Origin of the sequence: Pseudovibrio sp. JE062, from assembly GCF_000156235.1 — a bacterium.
Taxonomy (GTDB): domain Bacteria; phylum Pseudomonadota; class Alphaproteobacteria; order Rhizobiales; family Stappiaceae; genus Pseudovibrio.
Genome location: NZ_DS996809.1, coordinates 329,284 through 353,260 on the forward strand (window position 1 = coordinate 329,284; position 23,977 = coordinate 353,260).

At 55.2% G+C, this 23,977-nt stretch carries 22 protein-coding genes; 4 read left to right on the forward strand and 18 right to left on the reverse strand.

Annotation, left to right across the window (positions count from 1 at the left end):
- Window positions 1-537: 537 nt before the first annotated feature.
- A complete protein-coding gene (locus PJE062_RS13935; RefSeq protein ID WP_008549984.1) occupies window positions 538-1,098 on the forward strand; it encodes a GcrA family cell cycle regulator in 561 nt (186 codons plus the stop codon).
- 96 nt (window positions 1,099-1,194) lie between these two features.
- On the opposite strand, the gene PJE062_RS13940 is transcribed toward PJE062_RS13935, so the two are convergent.
- The 8 genes from PJE062_RS13940 to PJE062_RS13975 all read right to left on the reverse strand — a co-directional run bounded on the left by PJE062_RS13940 (window position 1,195) and on the right by PJE062_RS13975 (window position 10,232).
- The gene (locus tag PJE062_RS13940) at window positions 1,195-1,665 is read right to left on the reverse strand and encodes a GNAT family N-acetyltransferase (protein ID WP_008549983.1); all 471 of its coding nucleotides are present in this window, start codon (window positions 1,663-1,665) and stop codon (window positions 1,195-1,197) included.
- 77 nt (window positions 1,666-1,742) lie between these two features.
- Window positions 1,743-2,438: a phosphate regulon transcriptional regulator PhoB gene (phoB, locus tag PJE062_RS13945; protein ID WP_008549923.1), complete on the reverse strand. Its 696-nt coding sequence runs from the start codon at window positions 2,436-2,438 to the stop codon at window positions 1,743-1,745.
- Between the two features lie 220 nt (window positions 2,439-2,658).
- On the reverse strand, window positions 2,659-3,363 hold the full coding sequence (phoU, locus tag PJE062_RS13950; protein ID WP_008549853.1) for a phosphate signaling complex protein PhoU: 705 nt from the start codon (window positions 3,361-3,363) through the stop codon (window positions 2,659-2,661).
- 35 nt (window positions 3,364-3,398) lie between these two features.
- Window positions 3,399-4,202, reverse strand: coding sequence for a phosphate ABC transporter ATP-binding protein PstB (gene pstB / locus PJE062_RS13955; protein ID WP_050773927.1), 804 nt, complete (start codon window positions 4,200-4,202; stop codon window positions 3,399-3,401).
- A 52-nt stretch (window positions 4,203-4,254) separates the two neighbouring features.
- Window positions 4,255-6,102: a phosphate ABC transporter permease PstA gene (gene pstA / locus PJE062_RS13960; protein WP_008550015.1), complete on the reverse strand. Its 1,848-nt coding sequence runs from the start codon at window positions 6,100-6,102 to the stop codon at window positions 4,255-4,257.
- On the reverse strand, window positions 6,095-7,483 hold the full coding sequence (gene pstC, locus PJE062_RS13965; protein WP_008549944.1) for a phosphate ABC transporter permease subunit PstC: 1,389 nt from the start codon (window positions 7,481-7,483) through the stop codon (window positions 6,095-6,097). The genes pstA and pstC overlap by 8 nt, the downstream gene beginning before the upstream one ends.
- A gap of 198 nt (window positions 7,484-7,681) precedes the next feature.
- Window positions 7,682-8,701, reverse strand: a complete 1,020-nt coding sequence (locus tag PJE062_RS13970) for a PstS family phosphate ABC transporter substrate-binding protein (RefSeq protein WP_008550009.1) — start codon at window positions 8,699-8,701, stop codon at window positions 7,682-7,684.
- 163 nt (window positions 8,702-8,864) lie between these two features.
- Entirely contained in the window at window positions 8,865-10,232 is a 1,368-nt protein-coding gene (locus PJE062_RS13975) for an ATP-binding protein (RefSeq protein ID WP_008549692.1), read from the reverse strand.
- Between the two features lie 484 nt (window positions 10,233-10,716).
- On the opposite strand from PJE062_RS13975, the gene PJE062_RS13980 reads away from it, so the two are divergent.
- Window positions 10,717-11,301: a tetratricopeptide repeat protein gene (locus PJE062_RS13980; protein ID WP_037036960.1), complete on the forward strand. Its 585-nt coding sequence runs from the start codon at window positions 10,717-10,719 to the stop codon at window positions 11,299-11,301.
- A gap of 21 nt (window positions 11,302-11,322) precedes the next feature.
- On the opposite strand, the gene PJE062_RS13985 is transcribed toward PJE062_RS13980, so the two are convergent.
- From PJE062_RS13985 to PJE062_RS14030, 10 genes are all read right to left on the reverse strand, one after another.
- Window positions 11,323-12,039, reverse strand: a complete 717-nt coding sequence (locus tag PJE062_RS13985; RefSeq protein ID WP_008549999.1) for a hypothetical protein — start codon at window positions 12,037-12,039, stop codon at window positions 11,323-11,325.
- A 57-nt stretch (window positions 12,040-12,096) separates the two neighbouring features.
- A complete protein-coding gene (locus PJE062_RS13990; RefSeq protein WP_008549934.1) occupies window positions 12,097-12,585 on the reverse strand; it encodes an SRPBCC family protein in 489 nt (162 codons plus the stop codon).
- 23 nt (window positions 12,586-12,608) lie between these two features.
- Complete coding sequence (locus tag PJE062_RS13995) at window positions 12,609-13,448, reverse strand: ABC transporter permease (protein WP_008549831.1); 840 nt, start codon at window positions 13,446-13,448, stop codon at window positions 12,609-12,611.
- A complete protein-coding gene (locus PJE062_RS14000; RefSeq protein WP_008549904.1) occupies window positions 13,445-14,779 on the reverse strand; it encodes an ABC transporter permease subunit in 1,335 nt (444 codons plus the stop codon). Before PJE062_RS14000 ends, PJE062_RS13995 begins: the two co-directional genes overlap by 4 nt.
- Complete coding sequence (locus PJE062_RS14005) at window positions 14,772-15,857, reverse strand: ABC transporter ATP-binding protein (protein ID WP_008549533.1); 1,086 nt, start codon at window positions 15,855-15,857, stop codon at window positions 14,772-14,774. The genes PJE062_RS14000 and PJE062_RS14005 overlap by 8 nt, the downstream gene beginning before the upstream one ends.
- 177 nt (window positions 15,858-16,034) lie before the next feature.
- Window positions 16,035-17,162, reverse strand: coding sequence for an extracellular solute-binding protein (locus tag PJE062_RS14010; protein ID WP_008549908.1), 1,128 nt, complete (start codon window positions 17,160-17,162; stop codon window positions 16,035-16,037).
- 303 nt (window positions 17,163-17,465) lie between these two features.
- On the reverse strand, window positions 17,466-18,407 hold the full coding sequence (locus PJE062_RS14015) for a metal ABC transporter permease (protein ID WP_008549885.1): 942 nt from the start codon (window positions 18,405-18,407) through the stop codon (window positions 17,466-17,468).
- Window positions 18,407-19,642, reverse strand: a complete 1,236-nt coding sequence (locus PJE062_RS14020) for a metal ABC transporter permease (protein WP_008549693.1) — start codon at window positions 19,640-19,642, stop codon at window positions 18,407-18,409. Before PJE062_RS14020 ends, PJE062_RS14015 begins: the two co-directional genes overlap by 1 nt.
- 9 nt (window positions 19,643-19,651) lie before the next feature.
- On the reverse strand, window positions 19,652-20,476 hold the full coding sequence (locus tag PJE062_RS14025) for a metal ABC transporter ATP-binding protein (RefSeq protein WP_008549985.1): 825 nt from the start codon (window positions 20,474-20,476) through the stop codon (window positions 19,652-19,654).
- Between the two features lies 1 nt (window position 20,477).
- The gene (locus tag PJE062_RS14030; protein ID WP_008549635.1) at window positions 20,478-21,446 is read right to left on the reverse strand and encodes a metal ABC transporter solute-binding protein, Zn/Mn family; all 969 of its coding nucleotides are present in this window, start codon (window positions 21,444-21,446) and stop codon (window positions 20,478-20,480) included.
- Between the two features lie 341 nt (window positions 21,447-21,787).
- Here PJE062_RS14030 and PJE062_RS14035 point away from each other — a divergent pair, with 341 nt between their 5' ends.
- Together PJE062_RS14035 and PJE062_RS14040 are read left to right on the forward strand one after the other, a co-directional pair.
- Entirely contained in the window at window positions 21,788-22,705 is a 918-nt protein-coding gene (locus tag PJE062_RS14035) for an MBL fold metallo-hydrolase (RefSeq protein ID WP_008549718.1), read from the forward strand.
- 62 nt (window positions 22,706-22,767) lie between these two features.
- A complete protein-coding gene (locus PJE062_RS14040; RefSeq protein WP_008549822.1) occupies window positions 22,768-23,961 on the forward strand; it encodes a MalY/PatB family protein in 1,194 nt (397 codons plus the stop codon).
- Window positions 23,962-23,977: the final 16 nt, after the last annotated feature.

Sequence of the window (23,977 nt, forward strand, 5' to 3'; positions counted from 1 at the left end):
AGAGGTCTAATCCCCTCTTCACTGGCCAGTTTTTTTCCATATCTCTTAAGGTTTATTCAATACACCTCTAGCGTGTACCGCGTCATATGAAGGTGTCATTCGGCGAGTGCATCTGCACTGCAATTTGTAGTTTACTAGTGTTTTTTACTAGTTGTTTTTCAGTGGTAAATATATGTATTAAATATCAACGGGGTAACGCTATCAGCTCTTACTTTGTGTTGGAAAGAATGCGGTGGAACTTGGTTTAACAAACAGCTCCTATTCTTTAGATTGATAATCTTCTCCCACCACAAGAAGGCTGTTATAGGTAAGTAGTAGTACGGCAATTCTGGGGAAAACCAGAGTCTTCCCCACCTCAATTCTTTGAGGTTATTGCTCGTAGGAACGCCGATATAGTACTGTGCGATAAGAGTTATACACCATCTCGTAGTTACTGAACGCTGCAAGCACACACGCTCAGGTTAGCGGCAAATTCGGATACGTCCGAGCTGAGCGAATACTGTTTTGCGCGCCACTGAAGGAAGACGGGGGCCTTTAATGAGCTGGACAGCAGAACGTGTAGAGTTACTAACCAAGCTTTGGGCAGACGGGTTAAGCGCAAGCCAGATCGCTGGGGAGCTAGGCAATGTGACCCGAAATGCCGTAATTGGTAAGGTTCACCGGCTCGGGCTTTCAGGGCGTGCTAAATCAGGGGGCGGTGCAACCAAGACGAGAAAGGCAACTGCCCCAGCGGCAAGAACAGCTTCTCCAATTAAACCGACAGTGACCGAAGCGGTCGCAGCAGCAGCTCCCTCTCCTACTCCTCGACAAGTTCAGCCAACAGTGGCAGGCGCCAACGCTCTTAAAGTTGAGCCAATTGAAACGATCGAGACCGAAATCGCTCCCGTCCCAGTCGCAGAAATCTTTATTCCGGTTTCCGAACGCGCATCCATCCTGACATTGAACGAACGCACCTGTAAGTGGCCAATTGGCGATCCGGGTTCTGAAGACTTCTACTTCTGCGGTCGTCAGTCAGATGCAGGCACACCGTATTGCGCGCATCACCGCAGCATTGCCTATCAGCCAGTCAGCGACCGCCGCAACCGCCGCGCCAGCTAAAATAGACTGACAGCAAGCGTTATGAGCCGGGTCCAGTGCCCGGCTTTTTGCTGTCTGAGTGCCTGTTTTGTAACGACTATCCGCCTGTGACTGCGTTTAGTGCTTCTGAGCGCTGAAGGTTTGGCGGGTGACGTTGCCCCAGTACGGATCGTTGTAGCTGTCTTCCTGATAGTGGCCTGAGGTGTAGTCGTTCACCACAGCGCGCCAGAAGGCGGTGGCGTGGTCAGCGCCTTCAATCTGTTTGATTTGCCAGTTGCCGGGCATCTGATCAAACAGCGCGCTGGCAAACTGCAGGCCCAGCTTGTGTCGGCGGTAGTAAGGCACGACGTAGAACTCGCAGACTTCGAACCCCTCCTGCTCCTCCTGCTTGATGGCCGCCAGTCCTGCCGGGAGGTCGTTGCTGTACACCAGATAGCCGGTGATGTTGCCTTCCAGCAGCGTGTCCTTGGCGAACAGGCCGTTGGCGTCAGGCTGTTTGTGCGTGAGAGGCGAGAACTCTGCCTCGTAAGCCTGGCAGAGATTGTCGTAGATATGAGCGGTTGCTCTATCAACCGTCTTGATTTTCATTTGTTATCCGCATTGTTTTTAGTCTGCATCTCCGGATCAGAGATGCAGTTTCATAATGCGCATATAGCAGAAATCGATTACCCGACAGCAAACTGGTCGTTGAAAGCGTATCCGGCGCCGCGGACGGTGCGGATCGGGTCTTTCATGCGGCCCTTGTTGATGGCTTTGCGCAGGCGGCCCACATGGACGTCGACAGTGCGCTCATCCACGTAAACATCATGTCCCCACACACCGTCGAGCAGTTGCTCGCGGGAGTAGACGCGGCCCGGAGCACTCATGAGGAACTCCAGCAGGCGGAACTCGGTTGGGCCGAGGTGGATTTCACGGCCAGTTCTGCGTACGCGGTGGGTTTCACGGTCCAGCTCAATATCACCGGACTTGAGCATGGTGGAGACAACTTCCGGCAATGCACGGCGGAAGATCGCTCGCACGCGGGCCATAAGCTCCGGAATGGAGAAAGGTTTGACGACGTAATCATCCGCTCCGGTTGCCAGACCACGAATGCGTTCAGACTCTTCACCACGCGCTGTGAGCATGATGATTGGCATGCGTTCGGTTTCTGAACGTGCCCGCAGACGGCGGCAAAGCTCGATACCGGAGAGGCCGGGCAGCATCCAGTCCAGCAAGAGCAGGTCCGGCTGGCTTTCCTGCAGCAGGAGTTCTGCCTCATCTCCTCTTGCGCATACGTCGACATTGTAGCCTTCCGCTTCGAGATTGTATCTCAGCAGCAGGCTTAACGGTTCTTCGTCTTCTACAATCAGTATCTTAGGCATACCCTAGTGCTCTCTTTGCACCTTCTGTTGTAAAGCAGTTTACCGTCATCACTGTGCATGTAAACCACTTTAACCTTTTGTAGTTGCGTCTTTTCTTATCAGAAACGCGAAGCCGCCCTCTGATTTGACACATGAAGTGCCGCATAATGAACCCGGCACTCCAAACCTTGTTCAACGTGGTCGCCTTCCGGGCTTGCAGCTTCCCGGAGAGCGGCACGTCTCAGACAGCGCTGCTGTCTGCCAGTTCGTCCGTTTTTGGACGATCAGCCGGAAGCTGATTTCCGGAGATCATGTAGTAGATGTTCTCGGCAATGTTGGTCGCATGGTCACCGATGCGCTCAATGTTCTTTGCACAGAACAGCAGGTGGGCGCACATGGTGATAGAGCGTGGATCTTCCATCATGTAAGTGAGCAGCTGACGAAACAGACTGGTGTACAGCGCATCGACCTCATCATCGCGCAGATGTACGCGCTGGACGACTTCCAAATCACCGGAGGTGTAGGCATCCAGAACGGCTTTGAGCTGTTCCAGCGCCAGATCAGACATGTGCTCCACGCCGACAGCAAGCTGCTTGTTGTTGAACTCACTCTCAATTGCGAGCGTCCGCTTTGCAATGTTCTTGGCCATGTCGCCAACGCGCTCCAGATCGTTGGAGATGCGCATGGCGGCGATGATGTCGCGCAGATCGCTTGCCATCGGCTGGCGGCGTGCGATCACGGAGATGCACAGCTCTTCCAGCTCGGCCTGCATGTTGTCGAGGCGCCTGTCCGCCGCAATGGTGCGGGTTGCCAGCTCGCGGTCCTGTCGCAGCAGTGCGCTGACCGCATCATGTACCAGCGTTTCTGCGAGGCCGCCCATTTCGACGACACGACCGGCCAACTCTTTCAGTTCTTCATTGAAGGACGAGACGATATGATCTTTCATCGGATGATCTCCTTAGACCTCCTTGCCTATTATTTTTAACCGAAACGGCCAGTGATGTAATCCTGCGTGCGCTGGTCTTTGGGGTTGGTGAAGATGTCGTTGGTCAGCCCCTCTTCCACCAGTGTTCCCAAGTGGAAGAATGCAGTGCGCTGCGAAACACGCGCTGCCTGCTGCATGGAGTGGGTTACGATCACGATGGTGTAGTTCTGGCGCAGCTCGTCGATCAGCTCTTCCACTTTTGCGGTGGCGATCGGGTCAAGCGCAGAACATGGCTCATCCATCAGGATCACTTCCGGAGACACAGCGATTGCGCGCGCGATGCACAGGCGCTGCTGCTGACCACCGGAGAGTCCGGTTCCCGGCTCATCCAGACGGTCTTTCACTTCCTCAAACAGACCGGCGCGCTGCAGGGAGCTGGCGACGATCTCTTCCAGATCGGCCTTGCTTTGTGCCAGACCGTGAATGCGTGGGCCGTAAGCCACGTTCTCAAAGATGGACTTCGGGAACGGGTTCGGCTTCTGGAACACCATGCCAACGCGGGCACGCAGTTCCACTACATCAATGCGTGGGTCGTAGACGTCATCGTTGTCGAGAAGGATGTCACCTTCCACGCGGCAGATATCGATGGTGTCGTTCATGCGGTTGAGGCAGCGCAGGAAGGTGGACTTGCCGCAACCGGATGGACCGATCAGCGCGGTCACCTGATTTTTGCGCACATCCAGATCCACACCATGCAGGGCCTGCTTGTCGCCGTAAAACACTTTTACGTCACGGCCACGCATTTTGAGCGTTTCGCCTTCAGCTGATACGGCTGGTGGCGCGCTTATTGTTGTATCCATTGCACTCTCGGTGTCTGTGGTCATTTCCAATGCCATGATCTTGCCTTTCAAATCACCAGCGGCGCTCAAAACGTTTACGAAGGACGATTGCGATTGCATTCATCGAGATCAGGAAGCCGAGCAGCACCATGATCGCGGCAGAGGTTTTCTGCTGGAAGGCCGGTTCGGGGAAGTCTGCCCACATGAAGATCTGAACCGGCAGCACGGTCGACGGATCCACCGGGCTTGCCGGGATATCGACGATGAAAGCCACCATGCCGATCATGAGAAGCGGTGCGGTTTCGCCCAATGCCTGTGCCATGCCGATGATAGTTCCAGTCAATATACCCGGCATTGCCAGTGGCAGCACATGGTGGAACACGGCCTGCAAGCGGGAAGCTCCAACACCCAGTGCAGCTTCGCGGATGCTAGGCGGCACGGCCTGAAGGGCTGCGCGGGAGGCGATGATGATGGTTGGCAGCGTCATGAGCGCCAGCACCATACCGCCGACGACCGGCGCGGATCGCGGCAAGCCGAAGACGTTGAGGAACACTGCCAGACCAAGCAGACCGAAGACGATCGATGGCACGGCTGCCAGGTTGTTGATGTTCACCTCAATCAGGTGGGTCCAGCGGTTCTTAGGCGCGAACTCTTCCAGATAAATCGCAGCGGCCACACCAATCGGGAATGACAGAGACAAGGTAACGAGCATGGTCCAAAAGGAACCAACTGCTGCACCCCAGATACCGGCCATTTCAGGTTCACGGCTTGCACCGGACTTGAAGAAGATGGAGTTCCACTGGTTCTCGATGGTGCCTTTGGAGACCAGATAGTCCGTGTAGGCGATCTCTTTATCAGAGAACTTGCGGAAGCTTTCCGGTGTTTCCAGCTCTTCAATGCCCCATTGGCCAGCAGCGACGGCTGCATCGGAGCTGAGCGGGATGAAGGCGGTGCCGGTGACGCTGGTTGGCGTGACCTTTTCCGCTTTGATGGTGCCGCCATTCACGTTCACGAAGAAGCTTGGCATCTTGTTGTTGAGTGTGCCGCCATTTTCAATATTGGCAAGATGGCCCTGCAGAACAGCCAGTTCCGCCTTCCGGGTTTCCAGAGTTGCCTTGATTTTCTCGAGTGCTTCTCTGTTGCTCTCAACTTCAGAGGTCAGGCGCTGCACAACCAGCGGATCTTTTTCACTTTTCAGGCGGGTTTCGAGGCCTGTGATCTTGGTGTTGACGCTGACTTCAGAACGGCCGCGGGCTTCGATCTTGTCAGAAAGCAGTGTGACTTCGTTCTCGTAGTAAGACTTGAGAGCGGCGATAAGCGCACCGAACTCCGGTTTCTCGGCGGTGATGGTCACCTGCCCTTCGGTTCCGGAAACGGTGGCTGCGCTTGTTGTGGTGATCTCGTTTTTCTGCGTGATCAGGCCTTTGACATAAAGGTCTGCGAAATCTGAAAGCGGGATAGCGACTGGACCGGTTCCACCCAGCATGGAAGTGTCAGCGACCACCTGCTTTTGCAGGATGACGTTGGCGCCGGAGGACACCAGCGAGTACAGCACGCGGCGGTTTTTGCGGTCGGATGCAAATGGCAGTTCTGCCTTCAGACCATCGCGGATGATCTTGTTGTAGCTGGCGCCTGCCGGATTGGCTGGATCAACCTTTTCAGCACTCAGGTTCAGCGGCACGCTCACGTAGTTGTAGGTGAAGGCTGGCAGGCCAGTGCCGACAATTGTGAAGAGCAGCAGAACCAGAAAGGTTGCGGCCAATGCAATGGCACCGATGCCGTAAGCCTTGAAGCGCGCTTCCATGCTGTAGCGCTTTTTCAGGCGCTTGCGAGCTTCGTCTGTCGTATGGACGCCGGAAGGAATGCCTTTGACACGTCCGCCAATTGCGGAACCGGCAGTGTCCTGAGCGATATCAATCATACTGTTCCCTATATTTCTTCACGACGCGCAGAGCGAAGATGTTCAGAGCAAGTGTGATGCAGAAGAGGAGAAGACCGAGAGCAAACGCTGCGAGTGTTTTCGCGCTGTCGAACTCCTGGTCACCGACCAGCAAGGTGACGATTTGCACGGTCACGGTTGTTACTGCTTCCAGGGGATTCACTGTCATGTTGGCGGCCAAGCCTGCTGCCATCACCACGATCATGGTTTCGCCAATGGCGCGGGAGATGGCGAGGATCAGCGCCGAGACGATGCCCGGCAGAGCCGCTGGCAGAACCACACGGCGAATGGTTTCGGACTTGGTGGCACCAAGACCGGCAGAGCCATCACGCAGAGACTGAGGCACGGCGTTGATCACATCGTCAGACAGGGAGGAGACGAACGGGATGATCATGATGCCCATGACAAGGCCAGCGGCCAGTGCACTTTCTGAGCTGACTGACAGGCCGATGCTTTCGCCCCAGCCGCGGATGAATGGTGCCACGGTGAGCGCAGCGAAGAAGCCGTAGACCACTGTTGGGATACCAGCCAGAATTTCCAGAACTGGCTTTGCGATTGCGCGGACCGGAGTGCTTGCGTAGTCAGAGAGGTAAATCGCTGAGAGCAAGCCGATTGGTGCAGCCACAATGATCGCGATTGCTGTGATCAGCATGGTGCCGACCAGAAGCGGGATTGCGCCGAAGATCTTGGTATTGGCTTCGCCGTGTTCTGCACCAGCGCCTTCAAACGCGCTTTGCGGGCTCCAGTGGGTGCCGAAGACGAAGTCCAGAATTGGGATCTGGCGGAAGAACATCAGGCTTTCAAAGATCAGTGAGAGCACGATGCCGATGGTGGTGAAGATCGCAACAGCGGAACACAGGATCAGCAATCCCATGACGGTGCGCTCGACAAAATGGCGAGCCCGCATTGTGGGGCGAATAGCACGGTTGCCGTACCACAAGCCGCCAAGCACGAGGCCAACCATAAGAACTGTTTTGAGGACAAAGGAGGTTTGGGCGAGCGAGGCGAACACCTCAGCTGCTTGTTCCTTGCCCGCATCGGAGAAGGCAACAATGCCGCCGAATGCGATGGCGCGGGCATCGCGCAGGAATGCCTGAAGTTCTGGTTTGGACAGTCCTTCAATCACCTCGGCGTTGGCGCTGATGACCATCATATCCAGCATGCGCGGCTCTACGACTGCCCATGCAATCAGGAGCACAAATGCCGGAAGTGTGGACAGGATTGCCAGATACCCACCGTGGTAAGTTGGCCGGGAGTGAAGCACGGAAAGCTGGTGACCAGCGACCTGCAGAGCCCGGAAGCGTCCATAGACGTTAGCGGCTACGAAGACCAGTAGAAGAAGGGCAGCGTAAGTCCAGAACATTTGATTGCGTCGCCTTATTTGGCTCTTCTGTCAGAGCGTATTTCTGCCTGCAGATCAGGCTTGTTATGCGGAAACACGCTGCAACTGTTATAGCGAATTCATGGTGTTTGTTTGGAAGCACCCGAACGCGCTGTCGACCTTTTGCGGATGCGTGAAAGCGGTCAGCTGAGGTGCTGACCGCTCTCTGATTTTTTGCAATTAGAATGCAAGTGGTGTCAGAGCTGATGCAGACTTGGAAACTGATGCGCGGTCAGCTGCTGGCAGTGGGATCAGACCCTTGTCTGCCAGGTAACCTTCGTCGCCCCAGGTGTCTTCGTTGGTGAACTCAGCCAGGTATTCTGCGATGCCTGGGATGACGCCAACGTGCTCTTTCTTGATGTAGAAGAACAGGGAACGGGATACTGGGTAGTCGCCAGCTGCGATCGCGTCAAAAGTAGGAGCAACACCGTTGATGTTTGCGCCCTGCATTTTGTCAGCGTTCTGGTCGAGGAAGGAGAAGCCGAAGATGCCGAGTGCGTTCGGGTTTGCTTCCAGCTTCTGAACGATCAGGTTGTCGTTCTCACCAGCTTCGATGTAAGCACCGTCTTCACGAACTTCGTGACATGCTTTTTTCTTCAGGCCGAGTTCTGCAGCGCCTGCAACTTTCTTACAGCCACCCTGCATTGCCAGCTCAGCGAATGCATCACGGGTGCCGGATGTTGGAGGAGGACCGAGAACTTCGATCTTGGTGTTTGGCAGAGATGGGTCGATGTCGGACCACTTCTGGTATGGGTTTGCAACCAGCTTGCCCTCGACTGGGACTTCTTTCGCCAGAGCCAGGAACACCTGATCAAGGGTCAGGTCCAGCTGAGCGCCAGCTTTGGAGTTTGCCAGAACGATGCCGTCGAAACCTACGGTGACTTCAACTGGGGTTACACCAGCCTCATTACACTTAACCAGCTCCTTTGCCTTCATGCGGCGGGAAGCGTTGGTGATGTCAGGTGTGTTTTCGCCAACGCCTTCACAGAAGAGCTTGATGCCGCCACCGGAACCAGTGGATTCAACAACTGGTGTTTTGAAGTTTGTTTTCTGACCAAACTGCTCAGCTACTGCTGTTGCAAATGGGAAAACAGTGGAGGAACCAACGATCTGAATCTGATCACGAGCCTGTGCGGAACCTGCAGCAATGGTACCTGCGAGAGCGAGCGCTGCGACGCTTGCGAATGCCTTGATTTTCACCTGAAGTCTCCTGGGAGTCTTGGTTTTAAAACTGATTAATTACGTTCACCTCACAGCGCCCCGGCTGTGAGCTGGCTGTAACCTAGCGTTTGGCTGTGATGGTTATATGAACGTTGAGTATCAGTTTTATGACATCGCAAGAGTTTGATTTTGCTACATATTTTTAATCGAGTTCATTTTCGTCATAAATAACGGCACCGGGTATGAACACACGGAAGCAGGCGCCTTCATCCGGCTTACTCTCGATCTCCAGACGGGCTCTATGGCGAGTCAGAATGTGTTTTACGATGGCCAGACCGAGGCCTGTGCCCTTCATCTGACGGGAGGTGACCACGTCAACCCGGTAGAAACGCTCGGTTAATCGCGGCAGGTGTTCCGGATCGATGCCCGGGCCGTAGTCACGAACCTCTGCGATCCAATGCGGTGTCTCGGTGGAATCAGGGTCCGGGCGGCATGTGACATCGACTCGGCCACCGCTGGAGCCGTATTTCAGGGCGTTTTCGACCAGATTGTTGAAGACCTGCACCAGCTCATCATTCTCACCGCGAATCTCTGCAGGTTCATCGGGCACTGTCACATTCAGCTCGACGCCGTTTTCTTTGGCGACGGGCAGAAGTGATTCCACGGAGTGGCGCATAATCAGGCCGAGGTCCACGAGGGTCTCAGGCTGGACGTGCACTTTCATCTCGATGCGGGACAGAGACAGCAGATCATCAATGAGACGACGCATGCGCTCTGCCTGATCGAGCATGATGCCGAGGAACTGGTCCTGCGCTTTCGGATCGCCCTTTGCCGGTCCCTGCAGGGTCTCAATGAAGCCTGTGAGGGATGCGAGCGGCGTGCGCAGCTCATGGGAGGCGTTGGCGACAAAGTCTGCACGCATGCGTTCCAGACGGCGGGCTTCCGTCAGGTCGCGGATGACGACGAGGATGAGGCCCGGGCGTCCGCGTGGAACGGCGAGGTTTCCGCTGGAGACAGACCAGAGCGGCGCGATGTGCGCTTCCAGCCACAGTTCCATTGGCACCTTTTCTGTCCAATCAATGACCTCTGTGGAGCCGCCATTGGAGACGCGGTCCAGCGCTTCTAGCAGCGACGGTGCGCGGATGCGGAAGGACAAAGGATCACCCACCGCGATGGTGCCGAAGCGGCGCTGTGCGGCGAGGTTCACGTACTGGGTGGTGCCGCGGTAGTCGACGACGAAGCATGGGTCTGGCAGTGCGTTGACGGCGGACTTCATGCCGCGATCCACGATCTCGCTGGCTTCCTTGCGGCTGACACCGCTTGGCGCTTTGACCTTGGTGCGGCTTTTCATGCCGCCGCCGATGACCAGAATGAAGATGAGAGCGTATGCGAAGAAGGAGGCCCAGACAGGCACCTGAAAGGCAACAGAGAAGACAGCAAAAATGCCTGCGGCGGCCAGAAGGATCCAGCGCACATCGACGGTTTTGCGATAAATCGCCTGCCTGTTAAGACCCAGTCTCAACGGCTCCTGATTTACCTGCTTTTCTTCCTTGTCAGTATCCAGGGACATACGTGCCACTCTCTAAACGCCGCTGCGCGTTTACGTTGTTTTTTCTTTCAGACTGACCGAGAATTTAACAGGGTCAGCATGACATTCTCGCGACGGCGGCTGCTCATTTTTGCAATTTCCCCACAAGGAGACGTAGCGAAACCAAGGATCTTGGAGGTTCGGTCCACTTAGGAAATGGCGTAGATCCACTCAGACATTTTCGACGCGTTGGCGCGGTTATATATTTAGCAGGTTTAACAAATCAAGCAGAAGAGAAGCTGAGGAATAATAATTAATCGGCAAAGCTTCATTTGAGGCAGGTTCAACGTCACGCAACTCTCATCTTTTGCGTTTAGAGCTCAATTGAAGCGAAGTGTCATCTCACTCTTACCTTTGGTAATTGTATTTAAATGGCCTGCGCCTTTAAATAGGTACTGCGGACGGACCTGAGAGCGAAGGCAATTTGCTTGCTGGGGAAGGCTTTAGGGCACGGAATGAAGGGCTGATGATGGAAGAGATTCTGGAAAAACTGGAAGCAGCAATTTCGCAGGAAAACTGGCCAGAAGCGGAGAAGTATATTCTTCTCATGCTGGAAGAAGACGAGACCAATCCGAGCCTCTGGTACAATCTGGGCCTTGTGCGCCGCCGCGCAGGCAACAATGCTCAAGCCCTTGAGAACTTTGAGAAGACACTGGAATTTTCACCGCAGCACCAAGGCGCAATGTTTGAGCGGGCTGCGGCTTGTCTGGACATGGAAGATTTCAACACCGCCCTTAATGACTTCGCCGAGTATACAGCTGCCTATCCTGATGACGGTGATGGATTGCTGAATTTGGCGCGCATTGCGCTTCACATGGAAGTGCCGGATCTTGCCTTGCAGGCGTTCCAGAAGCGGGCCGAGATTGAGAATGATGCGGAGAACATTCTGGGTGCTGCTGAGGCCATGCAGATGATGGGGGATGAGGAAGGCATCAGCATGCTGCGGCGGCTGTTTGCCAACAACCCGCCGGTGCGCCCTGAACTGCTGAAGATTATGAGCCAGGGATCGTTTGGCCGTGTGCCGCTCAACTCAAAGGCTATGCTGCCTTAGAGATCAGAAGCCCCCTCACCGTTACGCATCCACGGAGCGTTTGGCCCGAACAGACTTGCGGTAATGGCCCGGCTCTGCCTGCAGTTTGTTTTGCGTGTCTAAATGAGTTTCGAACTCTGCCTCATCCATCGGCGCGCAATCCAGCTCCATTGCTTCCCGCTTGAATGGGAAGGCCTGTGCGATCGGGGTGCCAGCTTTGAGCGTGCCTTCAAACTCCGGGTTCTTCCAAAGCGCCGGAAAGTGCACGAAACCACCTTTGAAGCGGTCACAATCCACCACGCCTGCCAGCGTTCTGAACGGCAGTTCCTCGCGATTGAGGGGATGGGTGAAGAGCAGTGAGATGCCTTCCGGTGCCTCGATGCTCCAGAAGTTGTTGAGCTTGATGATGAAGTCGCCCGGGTTCGTGCCCAGCGGAGCCCCGGTTGCTTGTTCCGGCACATGCAAGCCGATGGGGGATCGGGTCTGCTGTGCTTTTGGTGAGACTGGCTTGGGCCAATGCCACGAAAACTCACCGTCTTTGACTGTCACATCACAGGGCAGCTTGAAGAGGATGCCCGTGGAGAAGCCATCAATGATGGGTGGGCAGTGTTTGAGGGTGCGCACCTGTTCATTGCCCAGCAGCTCACTTTCCACGGTTGAGGGGATGTCCTTCAACCATTCTGGAAGCGCTGACTTTGCCTCAACCGGCTCTGGAATATGGCCATGAAGTTCTGGCAGGCAACGGAACTTGAGCTTCATGAGGGCTCCTAAATGCGTCGTTTCATTGGAGAACCGGCATCGCGTTGAGCGAGGTGCCTAGATCTTCACAATGGCGGTTTTCAGCTTGTTCAGGCAGTAGGCCCACCCGGCGCTGGAGTTCATGGCGCGCAGGTACTCCCGCCAACCGTCTCCGTAGCGTTCAAAATGACTATGCACCAGTTTGAGCTGGGTGCCACCCTCAACATCTGAAAACTGAATTGTCACGATGCCAGCTTTTTGCGGGTCTTCAATGAGCAGGCGTTTGGGAGAGATCTGCCAGGCAAGGACGATCTTGCTGCCCTCTTCCAGCTCCTGAATGGTGCCCCAGTGCAAGCGCCTGCCGTCTTCCACGTCTTCAAAGCACGAGCCGCCCACCAGCGGCTCTATGCCCAAAACACCGTCCGGGGAGAACCTGTATTCCGCAGGCCACCAGGCATCTATTTTCTCCAGAAAACACACATAGGCGCTTTGAGCAGAGGCAGGCAGAAGCACCTCTGCCTTGCACAATGAAAATTGCTCCAAGACACCCATTTCGCCTGATGTCATTGCTTCCCCCCAAAATAGATCTGTCAGCCGCGTCCCTTCCTGCGGCTTGCCATCACGTAGACTGTAGCAGCAATTATCGTAATTGCTACAAAGAGAACACCGATGACATTGATGACAGGGGATATACCAAAGCGCATGCGCGCGCCAATCTCTGTCACAAGGGTCCAACTTGGGCCAATGGCAAAGAAGGTGGTGTTGTAGTTTTCAATGGACTGCAAAAACGCGATGGCGGATGCGGTCAGAATGGTGGGCATCAGGAAGGGCAGTGTGATGCGGCGGAACACAAAGAATGAGGACGCCCCCAGATCCAGCGCCGCTTCTTCCAGCACGATATCCTGCCTTTGCAAGCGCGCCATGAACATGAGCATGCAGTAGGAGGCGATGAAGCTGGATTGGGCGATGGTTGCGGTGAACAGGCCACCTTCCACCCCAAACGCGTCCCGCCAGAAGATAAGCGTGGTCGCGCCCAGCACGATGCCCGGTGTGAGCATGGGCGAGACTAGAACGGTGTAGAGGAAGGTTGTCGCCTGAGACTGCAGGCGGGTGAGCAGCAACGCCCCGGCAAGGCCCAGCGGGATGGAGATGACAATCACGCCCACGGCGATGATAAGCGAATGGACAAGACCATCAATGAAACGCTGATCCTGTGGTAGAGCGCGGAACCAATCCAGCGTGAAGCCCTGCCAGTCAATGACTGAAGGGGTTGGCGCTGAGTTGAAGGCTGCGATCACCATGAAGATCATGGGCAGGAACATATAGGCGAAGAAAATCACCAGATAGCCGTTCAAGACGGCGGACGCCCAATCGATTGGAGTTTTAGCTGTTTCTGTCACGCCGGTGCTTTCAAGAGTTGTTGCCGTCATTTCGCGATGTCCCGGATACCGACGCGGAAGACCCACATATTGAACAGAATAAAGACGATACAGGCCACCAGAAGTACCAGTGAATAGGCGGCACCCTGGTTCCAGCTGTCAGCCTCAAAGAAGCGGCGGTAGATCACCTGACTAAACCAGTCTGGGTGCAGACCACGCCCCACGGCACTTGGAACTGCGATGGAACCGGCTGAGAGCATGAAGGTCATGATCGCGCCAACGGCAATGCCCGGTTTGGCGTGCGGCAGGACCACGCGCCAGTGGATGCGCCATGTGGAGGCACCAAGGTCTCGGGCCGCTTCAATCTGGTTTTTGTCCAACGTGTCGATGGTATTGTAGATCGGGAAGACCATGAACAGCACGTAGGCATAAACCATCACCGTAAAGACTGCGCCGTTTGAGGCGACAAAGCGGAAGCCCTCTCCTGCCTCCAGATTAATGATGCCCAACAGATCGAGCAGGCCATTCAGGATGCCTTGCTTCTCCAGGATCATAATCCACGAGAAGATGCGCAACAGCTCGTTGATCGCATAAGGGATCAGCAGGCCAATCATCAGGATGGCGAGTTTGTTGCGGCTGGTTGTTGTGGCGACAGCGTAAGCCACCGGGTAACACATGATGAACGCCAGAATGGTGACGCAAAGCGCATAAGCGATGGTTGCGAGGAAGATCTGGAAGTGGATCGAACTCATCATGGTGAAGTTTTTGAGAGAGTACGAGGTATCCAAACCTACGCTTTCGCTGGTGGCTTTCTCTTCGGCTTCCAGTGTGGCGATCTTTGCTTCCAGCTCGCCTTTTCTGGCAAGAAGCGGTTCTACTTCAGCTTCGATTTCAGCAATCGTGCGGGTCGCGCTTGTTGCTCCACCAGACGATGGTGCTCCGAACGGGTTCAGGCCGGTAGTGTCATTGCCGGAAGGTTCTGCAAATGGATTGAGGCCGGTGGCATCGTTTGACGGTGCCGGGCTCTCTTCAGCAAATGGGTTCAGGCCAGATGCGCCACCAGAGGTGGAGGGTTCTGGTGTGGCAAACGGGTTGAGAGACGAGGCACCGTCCTGCGGCTTGGCTATTGCCTCCCCTACATTGACCGCATCTTTTTCCGCGTCCAGCTCTTCCAGCGAGGTGTTGATCTGGAACACCTCTTCGTAAGCACGGTCGATCTCCAACGCCAGTGTAGCCGCGGCTCCACCTCTGTCCTCATAAGTGAAGGCACGCTCGATCATGGAGAACTGGGGCAGGACGATGAGGAGCACGATCCAAAGCGCTGCTAGTCCTATGAAAAGAGCCGTGAGCCCTTTGCCGTAACTTTTGATCAGACTATTCACTGGCCAGCTCTCCTGGACGCATCACGACAGCATCCTGTGCTGCGAACCAGAGGTTCTGATCAGAGCCGAGTGGCTGGTGTGTTTTTTCCACGTTGGTGACATGGACAGCAATAGGCTGATCCCCTGCCCGCATGTGCAGGTTCACGAACGGTCCTTCCAGATCGCGGCGTTCCAGCTTTGCGGAGAGGCCATTTTGCTGGCCGTCTTTTTCTTCCAGCGTGACGCGTTCCGGGCGAACGAACAGGATGGCGTCCTCCCCTTCGTTCAAGCCATGTGCGTTCTGGCCGAACAGCTTGCCTTGGGAGGTTTCCAGAACAGCGAAGTCTCCTTCCCTGCCAACGACCTTGCCTTTGAAGACATTCTGCTCGCCCACAAAACTTGCGACAAATGGTGTGACCGGGTGGGCGTAGATTTCGTCAGAGGTGGCGACCTGTTCCACCACGCCGTGGTTCATAACGGCGACACGGTCTGACATGGTGAGCGCTTCGCCCTGATCGTGGGTGATGTAGATGAAGGTGACGCCGGTTTTGCGCTGCAGCTCTTTCAGCTCGGCACGCATGTGCTGGCGAAGTTTCAGATCCAGCGCGGAAAGCGGTTCATCAAGCAGGAGCACGGATGGCTCAACTGCGAGAGCACGGGCAATGGCAACGCGCTGGCGCTGACCGCCGGACAGTTCGGTTGGAAGTTTATCGCCCTGCCCGTCCAGCGCGACGAGGGACAGAAGCTCCTGCGCTTTTTCGTGGCGGATCTTTTTGGAAATGCCGCGAGCTTCCAGACCGAAGGCGATGTTGTCTCGTACGCTCATGAGCGGGAAGAGCGCGAGGTTCTGGAAGATCAGAGCGGTCGGTCTGGCATTGGCGCGAATGCCGGACATGTCTTTGTCGCCAATGACGACGCGGCCCTGAGAGGGACTGAGGAAGCCGGAGATCATGCGCAGAATGGTTGTTTTTCCGCAGCCGGACGGGCCGAGGATAGAGAAAAACTCACCAGCATTGATTTTGAGGTTCGTGGGCTGAACGGCGACAAAATCGCCAAATCTCATGGAGAGGTTTTCGAGAATTACATCATTGCCATGCATGAAGGGCCTATTGCTTTATCTTATGGTTTTCAGGGATGGAAACCTGAGGTTTTCCGCTCGGCTTCTGGCCATGCCAGAGCGCAGTTCCTTCCTTGCAAAAACGATGTTTGTGCCACCGCTGCGATTGCAAGCTGATATGCAAAGCGCGGCTGATGCCGCGCTTTGCTGCCAACACCGTCAGGCGTTGGTGATCTTGTCCACGTACTCCTGACGAAGCGGTGCAAACCATGGCGTGTCAGCCGGGTACCACCACAGGTTCGCAAGGGTATCGTTGTTGTAGATCTCAAGGAACTGCTTCTTGTAGGTTTCGCCTGCATGGTTGGCGGCGCCTACAACAGCGGAGTTGTAGCCGGTGTTTGCGCTGAACATGCCAGCCATTTCCGGATCAAGCATGGCGTTGATAAAGGCATAGGCCTGCTCAGTGTTTTCTGCACCGCTTGGAATGCCCATGGAATCCATCCAGGTCATGCCGCCTTCTTTTGGCATGCGGTACTTCCACTTTGCATCTTCACGGCTGAGCAGGAGACCCGTTGTGTCCCATGTCTGGCCGATGGACGCGCCTGCCTGTTTGAAGGCGTTGGTGGCTTCGGTCGCGTTGTTCCAGAACGCAGCGATGTTCTCTTTGCGCTCGATGATGAACTTGGCAACTTCGTCCCAGACGCGGCGGGCGTCTTCTTCGGTCTTGTATACATCGAGCATGCGGTTGGATTTCACCTTGCCGATTGCGTCGAGGTACAGGCCTGTGCCGATCAGAGCGGATTTCTGACGGAATGCAGCCTTGCCTTTGGCTTCAGGAGCCCAGAGAGAACCGAAGGAGACTTCATCGTTAGAGAGCGGGAAGACGGTGCTGTCGAAAGTGATGGCTTCTGTGCCCCAGTCAAATGGCAGCAGCATGCGCTTGCCGCGGTAAGTGCCGCCAAGCTTCACGCTGTCGCGCAGCATGGACGGCACAACGGCATCCACCTTGAGCTTGCTTTCGTCCAGAGGGGCCAGCAGGTCATCCGGGTAGTAGTTCGCGCCGTTGGTGATGGACGGGAAGATCACATCGAAGCCTTTGCCGCCTGCTGCTTTCAGCTTCTGCTCAGCTTCATCGTTGGAGCCGAAGGTGGACAGGTTGATCTTGATCCCTGTGTCACCTTCAAACTTCTTGATCATGTTGTCCTGAACGTAGTCGCCCCATGCGAACACATTCACCTGACCAGAAGATGCCAGCGCATCAGAGGCCTTCAAAATTGCAGGAGCAGCAACAGCAGCGGCGGACGCTGCAGCAGTGCCTTTCAGTACTGAACGACGAGAGATAGACATTAACGGGCCCTCAAGAGACTAAGAAATTCTAATAGCAACCAAGGTGCGATGCAGAGATTCGACACCTCTCTGGTTCCATCACCTAGGCAGCTAACTGCAACCTGTGACAGACCCATGACAATTTACGTATATTAACTTATCGAGCGTAGCTCATTATTAGCGAGCTACGCAATATTGTATTTGTATTTCTATAAGTTGAGCGAAAAACTCTAGGTAATTTCAATCTGTTATTTATTTGGCAAACTAAAAAAGGGAGCGCCTTTTGGGGCACTCCCTTTTCATTGTCGAAGTCTACAGGCTCTTTCAGGCGCTGACATGCTCCCTTTGCCGGCGGCGACGCATGACGACGCCGTAGTGCGGCGCGAACAACATGGCAAGCACCTGCTGCAGACCAGCGACAACAGCAATCATACCAGCAGCGGAGACGGAGAATTCATAGCCCAGCAAGCCCGGACCGAAGGCTGCAAGCAGGTAACCGAACAGGCCAGCGGACAGTGAGGCAATGCCTGAGATGAAGAGCTGGGTCTTCAGGTTATCAGTCAGCATACGAGCTGTGGCCGCCGGGCAGATAAACATGGCGATCACGAGGATTGAGCCCACTGCACTGAACGCTGCAACTGCTGCAATGGCAACCATCACGATGAGTGACAAGCCGAGCCATTTTGGTGAGAAGCCGAGGCTGGCGGAGAGCAGCGGGTCGAAGCTGGAGATCTTCAGCTCTTTGAAGAACAGCACGATGAAGCCGATCACCAACAAATTGACGATGAACAGCTGCTTGATGCTCTCCGGAAGGGTCGACAGTGCCTGCCAGTTCCAAAGATCTGAGAGCGTGTAGGCATCCAGCCAGATGGCGCTTTCCAGATTACCGTATAGAGCGTGCTCTACATCAAGGTGGACGCCTGCTGTTCCGGTTTGCTCCAGAATGACAACGCCAGCTGCGAACATTGTGGTGAAGACCACGCCCATGGCGGCGCCGGGTTCCACATTGCCGATGCGGCGGATGAGTTCGATGAGCAGCACGGCGAAGATGGCTGCCACCCCTGCTCCGATCATCATGGCCCAGGAGCCAGTCTCATGAGAGAACAGAAAGCCGAGCACGATGCCGGGCAGCACCACGTGGGAGATCGCATCACCCATGAGCGCTTGTTTGCGCAGGACGAGGAAGTTGCCGAGCAGACCACAGGCTAGCGCTGCCAGAGAGCCCAGCAGAATGCTTGGGAGGTCAAATTGCAGGAAGATATCCATCAGCTTGCTCCTCCTTTGCCGCCTTCTTCAGGGTGCACCACATGGGGGCTGAGTTCCTGCTCCAACACCTTAACGGTGTCAGCAGGCAGGACTTCGCCGATTGGCTTCAGGGACCAATCTGCCAGCGCATGGGACTCTTCCGGGTGCATTTCGCGATAGAGGTTCCAGAGTTTCTGATCTCGCTCGATCAGGCGTGCTTCTGACTGGCCTTTCACGGTTGGCTGGCCGTCTCCGCTCATAAAACCGCCTCTGCGCAGGATGGAGCGGGTCAGTGGCTCAAGCACCGGCTCGTTGTGCGCGATGGCGAGCAAGCCCTGACGCAGGTGCACGATGCGCTGGAAGCGGTAGTGCTTGAGCGCTGCGGCGAGTACGCCGCGAACGGGTGAGACAAGGAGGGAAACCACAAAGAAACTGAAGAGCACCAGCACGATCAAACCGCCGGTTGGCATGTTTGGGGCGCTGGCTGAGAGAGCAGCTCCAATGTAGCTTCCCGAGGCGCCAATTCCTGCTGCAATGGCAACCAACACCGGCACGCGGTCTGTCCAGAAACGGGCAGCGACGGGTGGGATGATTGCCAGAGCGATGATGAGCACGAGACCAACGGTTTTGAGGCCGATTACCACGATGCCGAGAAGCAAGAGAAGAAGGGTACGATCGAGCCAACGGACGTTGTAGCCGCTGGCTGCTGCAAAGCCTTCGTCAAAGCAAAGCAGCGAGAATTCTTTCATGCGCAGCACAACGGCAAGGCCAACGAGGGCTGCTGCCACGGCGATTGTCAGCGCCTCAGACTTGAGCATGCCGGAGGTTGCCCCGAGGAGAAAGCCTTCCAGTCCCGCCTGTCCTGAGATGGACATGGACTGGATGATGGTGAGCAGGACCATGCCAACCGCAAAGAAGGTGGAGAGTACGGTTCCGATGGCAGCATCTTCTGTCAGGCGGGTGTGGGTTTTGATCCAATCCACGGCCAGCACGCCGATACCGGCTGACAAGGCCGCGCCGAACAGGAGCACCGGGAGGGAGCGGCCTGAGCCGAAGTAGACCTGAGCGATGATAAAAGCGAGCGCTACACCGGGAAGCGTTGCGTGGCTGACGGCATCAGAGACCAGCGTACGTTTTCTAAGCAAAACAAAGACGCCGATTGCACCGCTGGCCGCGCCCAGAAGGGCAGCGCCGATGCAGACCAGTGCTGTGTTGTAGCCTGCAGACAGAGTGAGAGCGGCAAAGAACTGTTCCATGGCTTTGCCTTATGCGCCTGAAGCTTCTGAGAGGCCATCCAACTGGGTGCTGGCAAGGCGTCCGCCATACGCTTTCTGCAAGTTTTCTGGGGTGAAGGTTGTTTCGACCGGACCGTCCGCCACATGCTGGCCATTGAGCAGCAGGATATGGGAGTAGTAGTCGCGGACTGTCTCAAGGTCGTGGTGCACGACGAGCACGGTTTTGCCGTCAGCAACAAGCTGACGAAGCACGGCGACGATTGCTTTTTCTGTTGCCGCATCCACGCCAGCAAACGGCTCATCCATCAGGTAGACTTCAGAGTCCTGCGCCAGTGCACGGGCAAGGAATACACGCTGCTGCTGGCCGCCTGAAAGCTGGCCGATCTGGCGGTTGGCGAAGTCCTGCATACCAACGGATTTCAGGCAGTGCATTGCCTTTTGGCGATGCTTGCGGGATGGCCAGCGGAACCAGCCGATTTGGCCGTAAAGGCCCATCATCACCACATCGATAGCTGTCGCTGGGAAGTCCCAGTCCACGGCTGAACGCTGTGGGACGTAGGCGATGCGTTTCAAGGCCTTCTCGATTGGCTCACCGAATACCTTGGTTTCACCAGAGAGCTTCGGGATCAGGCCTAGCGCTGCCTTGAGGAATGTGGACTTGCCTGCGCCGTTGGGACCGATGATCGCTGTAAGGCATCCTTTTGGGGCCGAGTAGGAAACGCCCCAAAGAACTGGCTTGTGATGGTACGCAACTGTCATGCCCTGCACGGTGAACGGCAGATCTTCAGGTCTTATGTTTTTGCCTGCATCGGTATCATGCAACAGGTGCAGGCCGGAGGAACTTCTGTCGTGCATGTTAGTGACCTGCTCCAAGTTTACCCTGCATGCCTCGCGCAGGAGCTTCACCGCCCAGAGCGCGGGTAATCGACGTCATATTGTGGTCGATCATACCGATATACGTTCCTTCATAGGTGTTGGACTGCCCCATCGCATCGGAGAAGAGCTCGCCGCCAACTTCCACTTTGTGGCCTTTGGCTTCAGCACCTTCCACCAAGGCACGCACGTTGCGCTCTGATACTGACGATTCAACAAACACTGCTGTGATTTTTCGATCTACGAGAAGGTCCACCAGTTCCTCAATACGCTGCAGTCCAGCTTCTGAGTTGGTGGAAATGCCCTGAACGCCGACCACTTCCAGATCAAAGTCGCGACCAAGATAGGTGAACGCATCATGCGCAGTTACGAGAACACGGCGCTCCTGCGGGACTGTCTTGAGGATTTTGTCGCCATAGTCAGCAAGCTCCTGCACCTGCACAAGGTAAGCTGCTGCGTTGTCGCGGTATTCCTGCTCATTTTCAGGATCGATAGAAATGAAAGCTTCTGTGACGCCGTCAACTGCACCTTTCCAGAGCGTTGGGCTCATCCAGACGTGTGGGTCATAGCGGCCTGTGTAGGCTGTTGAGCCTTCCAGTTTTGCGGAGTCGATGGTCTCACCGATGAAAAAGACCGGCTTGCGCTTTTGCAGCTTCAGCAGCAGATCTTCCATCTGCGCTTCCAGAAACAAGCCATTTGCGAAGATGGCATCTGCGCGGCCCATCTTTACAACGTCGGAGCGGGTCTGGCGGTAGGAGTGTGGGTCGATGCCGGTTCCCATGAGCGCTTCGACAGTGACGTTATCACCACCGACAGCGCGGACTGCATCTGCGACCATGCCAACGGTTGCCACAGCGTTGATTGGAGTTTTTGCAAAGGCCGCTGACAGGCTGGAGAGGCCTGCGAAGATCATCAGTGTGACTGCAAGTGCAGCAGCTTTAAAGTAGCGCATAAAGTCCAACTTTCTAAAACGACTTGAGCAAACGTACCGGCTCTTCATCTTTTGCAGTTCTCCGATCTGGCCGCTTTGTCCTTGGCCAATATCTTCGCCCTGAGCTCTTTAAAATATAGATACCACCAGATCTTCCGCAGGTATCCTGTTTCTTCACCTAGTCTAGTTGCAACTCATTCTTAATAGCAATAAAAAAATGAAGCTTTCTGAAATTTGTTGTTTCGCTGCCATTCTCATGGAGCGTTTTAAGTGAGCAGAAAGTCGACCATCAATCAGGCCTAGTTGCCATTGCCTCTTATTTGCCAAAGGCTTATTTATAGGGGCAATGGGAGGGACCTGAGATGAGCAAGATGGATTTCAATCGTGAGTTTGATGCACAACACGGCAAGCTTGTTGCAATCACCGACGAGCTGGCACGTGTAACCTGCAATAACCCGGGTGCCCTAACGTTTGCAGGCACTAACACATTTATCGTTGGCAAAAACGAGGTTGTCGTCATTGATCCGGGACCGATGGATCTGGAGCACCTGGACGCTCTGATGTCAGCGATTGATGGTCGTCCTGTGAAGGCCATTCTTGTGAGCCATACGCACGTGGACCACTCCCCTCTTGCTGGTCCTTTGAAGGAAAAGACCGGCGCACCTGTGATGGGCTGCGGCCCGCACAGACGTGCAGTTTCCTTCGAAGACATGGATGAAACTCCGATGGATGCGAGCTCTCAAAAGGACTTTGCACCGGATGAAGAGCTGGAAGATGGGGCCAAAATCTCTGTTGATGGTGTGGTGATTGAGGTGGTTGCGACCCCGGGGCATACCGAGAATCACTTGTCTTTTGCCCTACCCGACCATGGAGTGATGCTGCCAGGGGATCATGTGATGGCCTGGTCCACGACCATTGTGGCGCCGCCAGATGGCTCTATGAACGCCTACATGAAGTCGCTGGACAAGCTGATGGCACGTGGCGAGGCCCGATACTTCCCTTCTCATGGCGGTGAAGTGAACAACCCGAAAGTGTTTCTTGCTCAGCTAAAGCAGCATCGCCAGATGCGCTCTGACGCTATTATGGAGCGCCTGCGTGCCGGGGATGATGATGTCATGACCATGGTGAAAGCCATCTACACCGATGTGGATCCAAAGCTGCATGGCGCTGCGGCGCTCAATGTACTTGCACAACTGGATGATCTCATCGCGCAAGGGGTTGTCTTGTGCAATGGTAAGGTTACACTCTCCGCAAAATTCACGCTGCGTGAGACGGCATAGCCAGACCTACACGCTGTCACGACACCCCAGAGAAACCGATCTCTCCAACTTTTCGAGACGTAATGACCAGTATTTTTGATAAGAAGATCGATCGCAGAAACACTCATTCTCTGAAATGGGATGAGATGGAAAGTCGCTACGGCATCAGCAGTGATGACGGTTTGCCTATGTGGGTTGCGGACATGGATTTCCGCCCGCCTCAGGCCGTGAACGATATGGTTGCGCGTGCTGCCGAGCACGGGATCAACGGTTATTATGGCAATGACGTGCCTTATAAAGAGGCGATCATCTCCTGGATGAAGCGCCGCCATCGGTTTGACGTTTCTGCAGACTGGATCACCACCGTGCCGGGCGTTGTGGCTGGTTATTCCATGGCTATTCAGGCGTTTTCGGAAGAAGGTGATGGTGTGCTGGTGTTCTCTCCGGTTTACCACGCGTTTGGCCGCGCCGTGCGCGACAACAACCGCCGCCTTGTTGAGAGCCAACTGATTGAGCGTGATGGCGCTTATTACATGGACTTTGACAATCTGAAGGACCAGATTGACGAGCGCACCAAGATCCTTCTGCTGTGCAGCCCTCACAACCCGGGTGGTCGTGTCTGGACGGCTGATGAACTGACCCGCATCTGTGAGTTCTGCCTTGAGCACAACATCTTGATCATCTCTGACGAGATCCACCACGATCTCATTCTGGATGGTTCCAAGCACGTTGTGACAGCCACCCTTTCTGAGAGGATCGCAGAGCGGACGATTACGTTCACCTCCGCTTCAAAGACCTTCAACCTTGCCGGTTTTGCGACTGCGGCTTGTCTCATCAGCAACAAAGAGCTGCGTGACGCCTATCGCAAAGTCTGTACGGCTTGTGGCGTGCACTCAACTCCGCTTGGTTCTCAGGCGACCACTGAGGCTTACAACCATGGCGAAGAGTGGCTTACAGAGCTGTGTGACTATGTTGCAGCCAATCAGGAGCTGCTGATTGAAGGACTGGAAGCGGCTATTCCAGGCGCCAAGGTGATGCGCATGGCGAGCACTTATCTGGAATGGGTCGATTTTAAAGATGTGGACCTGCCGTTTGATGAGATCGTGAACCGAATCCAGAAACAGGCGAAGATTGCGGTCAACATCGGCAGCACGTTTGGAAAAGGTGGCGAAACCTTCCTGCGTTTCAATCTGGCCTGTCCAAAATCAACAGTTGAAGAAGCAATCAAACGTCTGGAAGATGTTTTTGCAGATCTTCGCATGCAGGCAAATGCCTGATTTCAAAGCGATAATT

Excerpts from the sequence above, each read along its gene's own strand:
- PJE062_RS14010 (WP_008549908.1), bottom strand. The coding sequence starts at position 17,162 with ATGTCTATCTCTCGTCGTTCAGTACTGAAAGGCACTGCTGCAGCGTCC.
- PJE062_RS14015 (WP_008549885.1), bottom strand. The coding sequence starts at position 18,407 with ATGGATATCTTCCTGCAATTTGACCTCCCAAGCATTCTGCTGGGCTCT.
- pstB (WP_050773927.1), bottom strand. The coding sequence starts at position 4,202 with ATGGATACAACAATAAGCGCGCCACCAGCCGTATCAGCTGAAGGCGAA.
- PJE062_RS14035 (WP_008549718.1), top strand. The coding sequence starts at position 21,788 with ATGAGCAAGATGGATTTCAATCGTGAGTTTGATGCACAACACGGCAAG.
- PJE062_RS13995 (WP_008549831.1), bottom strand. The coding sequence starts at position 13,448 with ATGACGGCAACAACTCTTGAAAGCACCGGCGTGACAGAAACAGCTAAA.
- PJE062_RS14020 (WP_008549693.1), bottom strand. The coding sequence starts at position 19,642 with ATGGAACAGTTCTTTGCCGCTCTCACTCTGTCTGCAGGCTACAACACA.
- PJE062_RS13985 (WP_008549999.1), bottom strand. The coding sequence starts at position 12,039 with ATGAAGCTCAAGTTCCGTTGCCTGCCAGAACTTCATGGCCATATTCCA.
- phoU (WP_008549853.1), bottom strand. The coding sequence starts at position 3,363 with ATGAAAGATCATATCGTCTCGTCCTTCAATGAAGAACTGAAAGAGTTG.
- pstC (WP_008549944.1), bottom strand. The coding sequence starts at position 7,483 with ATGTTCTGGACTTACGCTGCCCTTCTTCTACTGGTCTTCGTAGCCGCT.
- PJE062_RS13980 (WP_037036960.1), top strand. The coding sequence starts at position 10,717 with ATGATGGAAGAGATTCTGGAAAAACTGGAAGCAGCAATTTCGCAGGAA.
- PJE062_RS14005 (WP_008549533.1), bottom strand. The coding sequence starts at position 15,857 with ATGCATGGCAATGATGTAATTCTCGAAAACCTCTCCATGAGATTTGGC.
- PJE062_RS13975 (WP_008549692.1), bottom strand. The coding sequence starts at position 10,232 with ATGTCCCTGGATACTGACAAGGAAGAAAAGCAGGTAAATCAGGAGCCG.
- PJE062_RS14040 (WP_008549822.1), top strand. The coding sequence starts at position 22,768 with ATGACCAGTATTTTTGATAAGAAGATCGATCGCAGAAACACTCATTCT.
- phoB (WP_008549923.1), bottom strand. The coding sequence starts at position 2,438 with ATGCCTAAGATACTGATTGTAGAAGACGAAGAACCGTTAAGCCTGCTG.
- PJE062_RS13940 (WP_008549983.1), bottom strand. The coding sequence starts at position 1,665 with ATGAAAATCAAGACGGTTGATAGAGCAACCGCTCATATCTACGACAAT.
- pstA (WP_008550015.1), bottom strand. The coding sequence starts at position 6,102 with ATGATTGATATCGCTCAGGACACTGCCGGTTCCGCAATTGGCGGACGT.
- PJE062_RS13935 (WP_008549984.1), top strand. The coding sequence starts at position 538 with ATGAGCTGGACAGCAGAACGTGTAGAGTTACTAACCAAGCTTTGGGCA.
- PJE062_RS14025 (WP_008549985.1), bottom strand. The coding sequence starts at position 20,476 with ATGCACGACAGAAGTTCCTCCGGCCTGCACCTGTTGCATGATACCGAT.
- PJE062_RS14030 (WP_008549635.1), bottom strand. The coding sequence starts at position 21,446 with ATGCGCTACTTTAAAGCTGCTGCACTTGCAGTCACACTGATGATCTTC.
- PJE062_RS13990 (WP_008549934.1), bottom strand. The coding sequence starts at position 12,585 with ATGACATCAGGCGAAATGGGTGTCTTGGAGCAATTTTCATTGTGCAAG.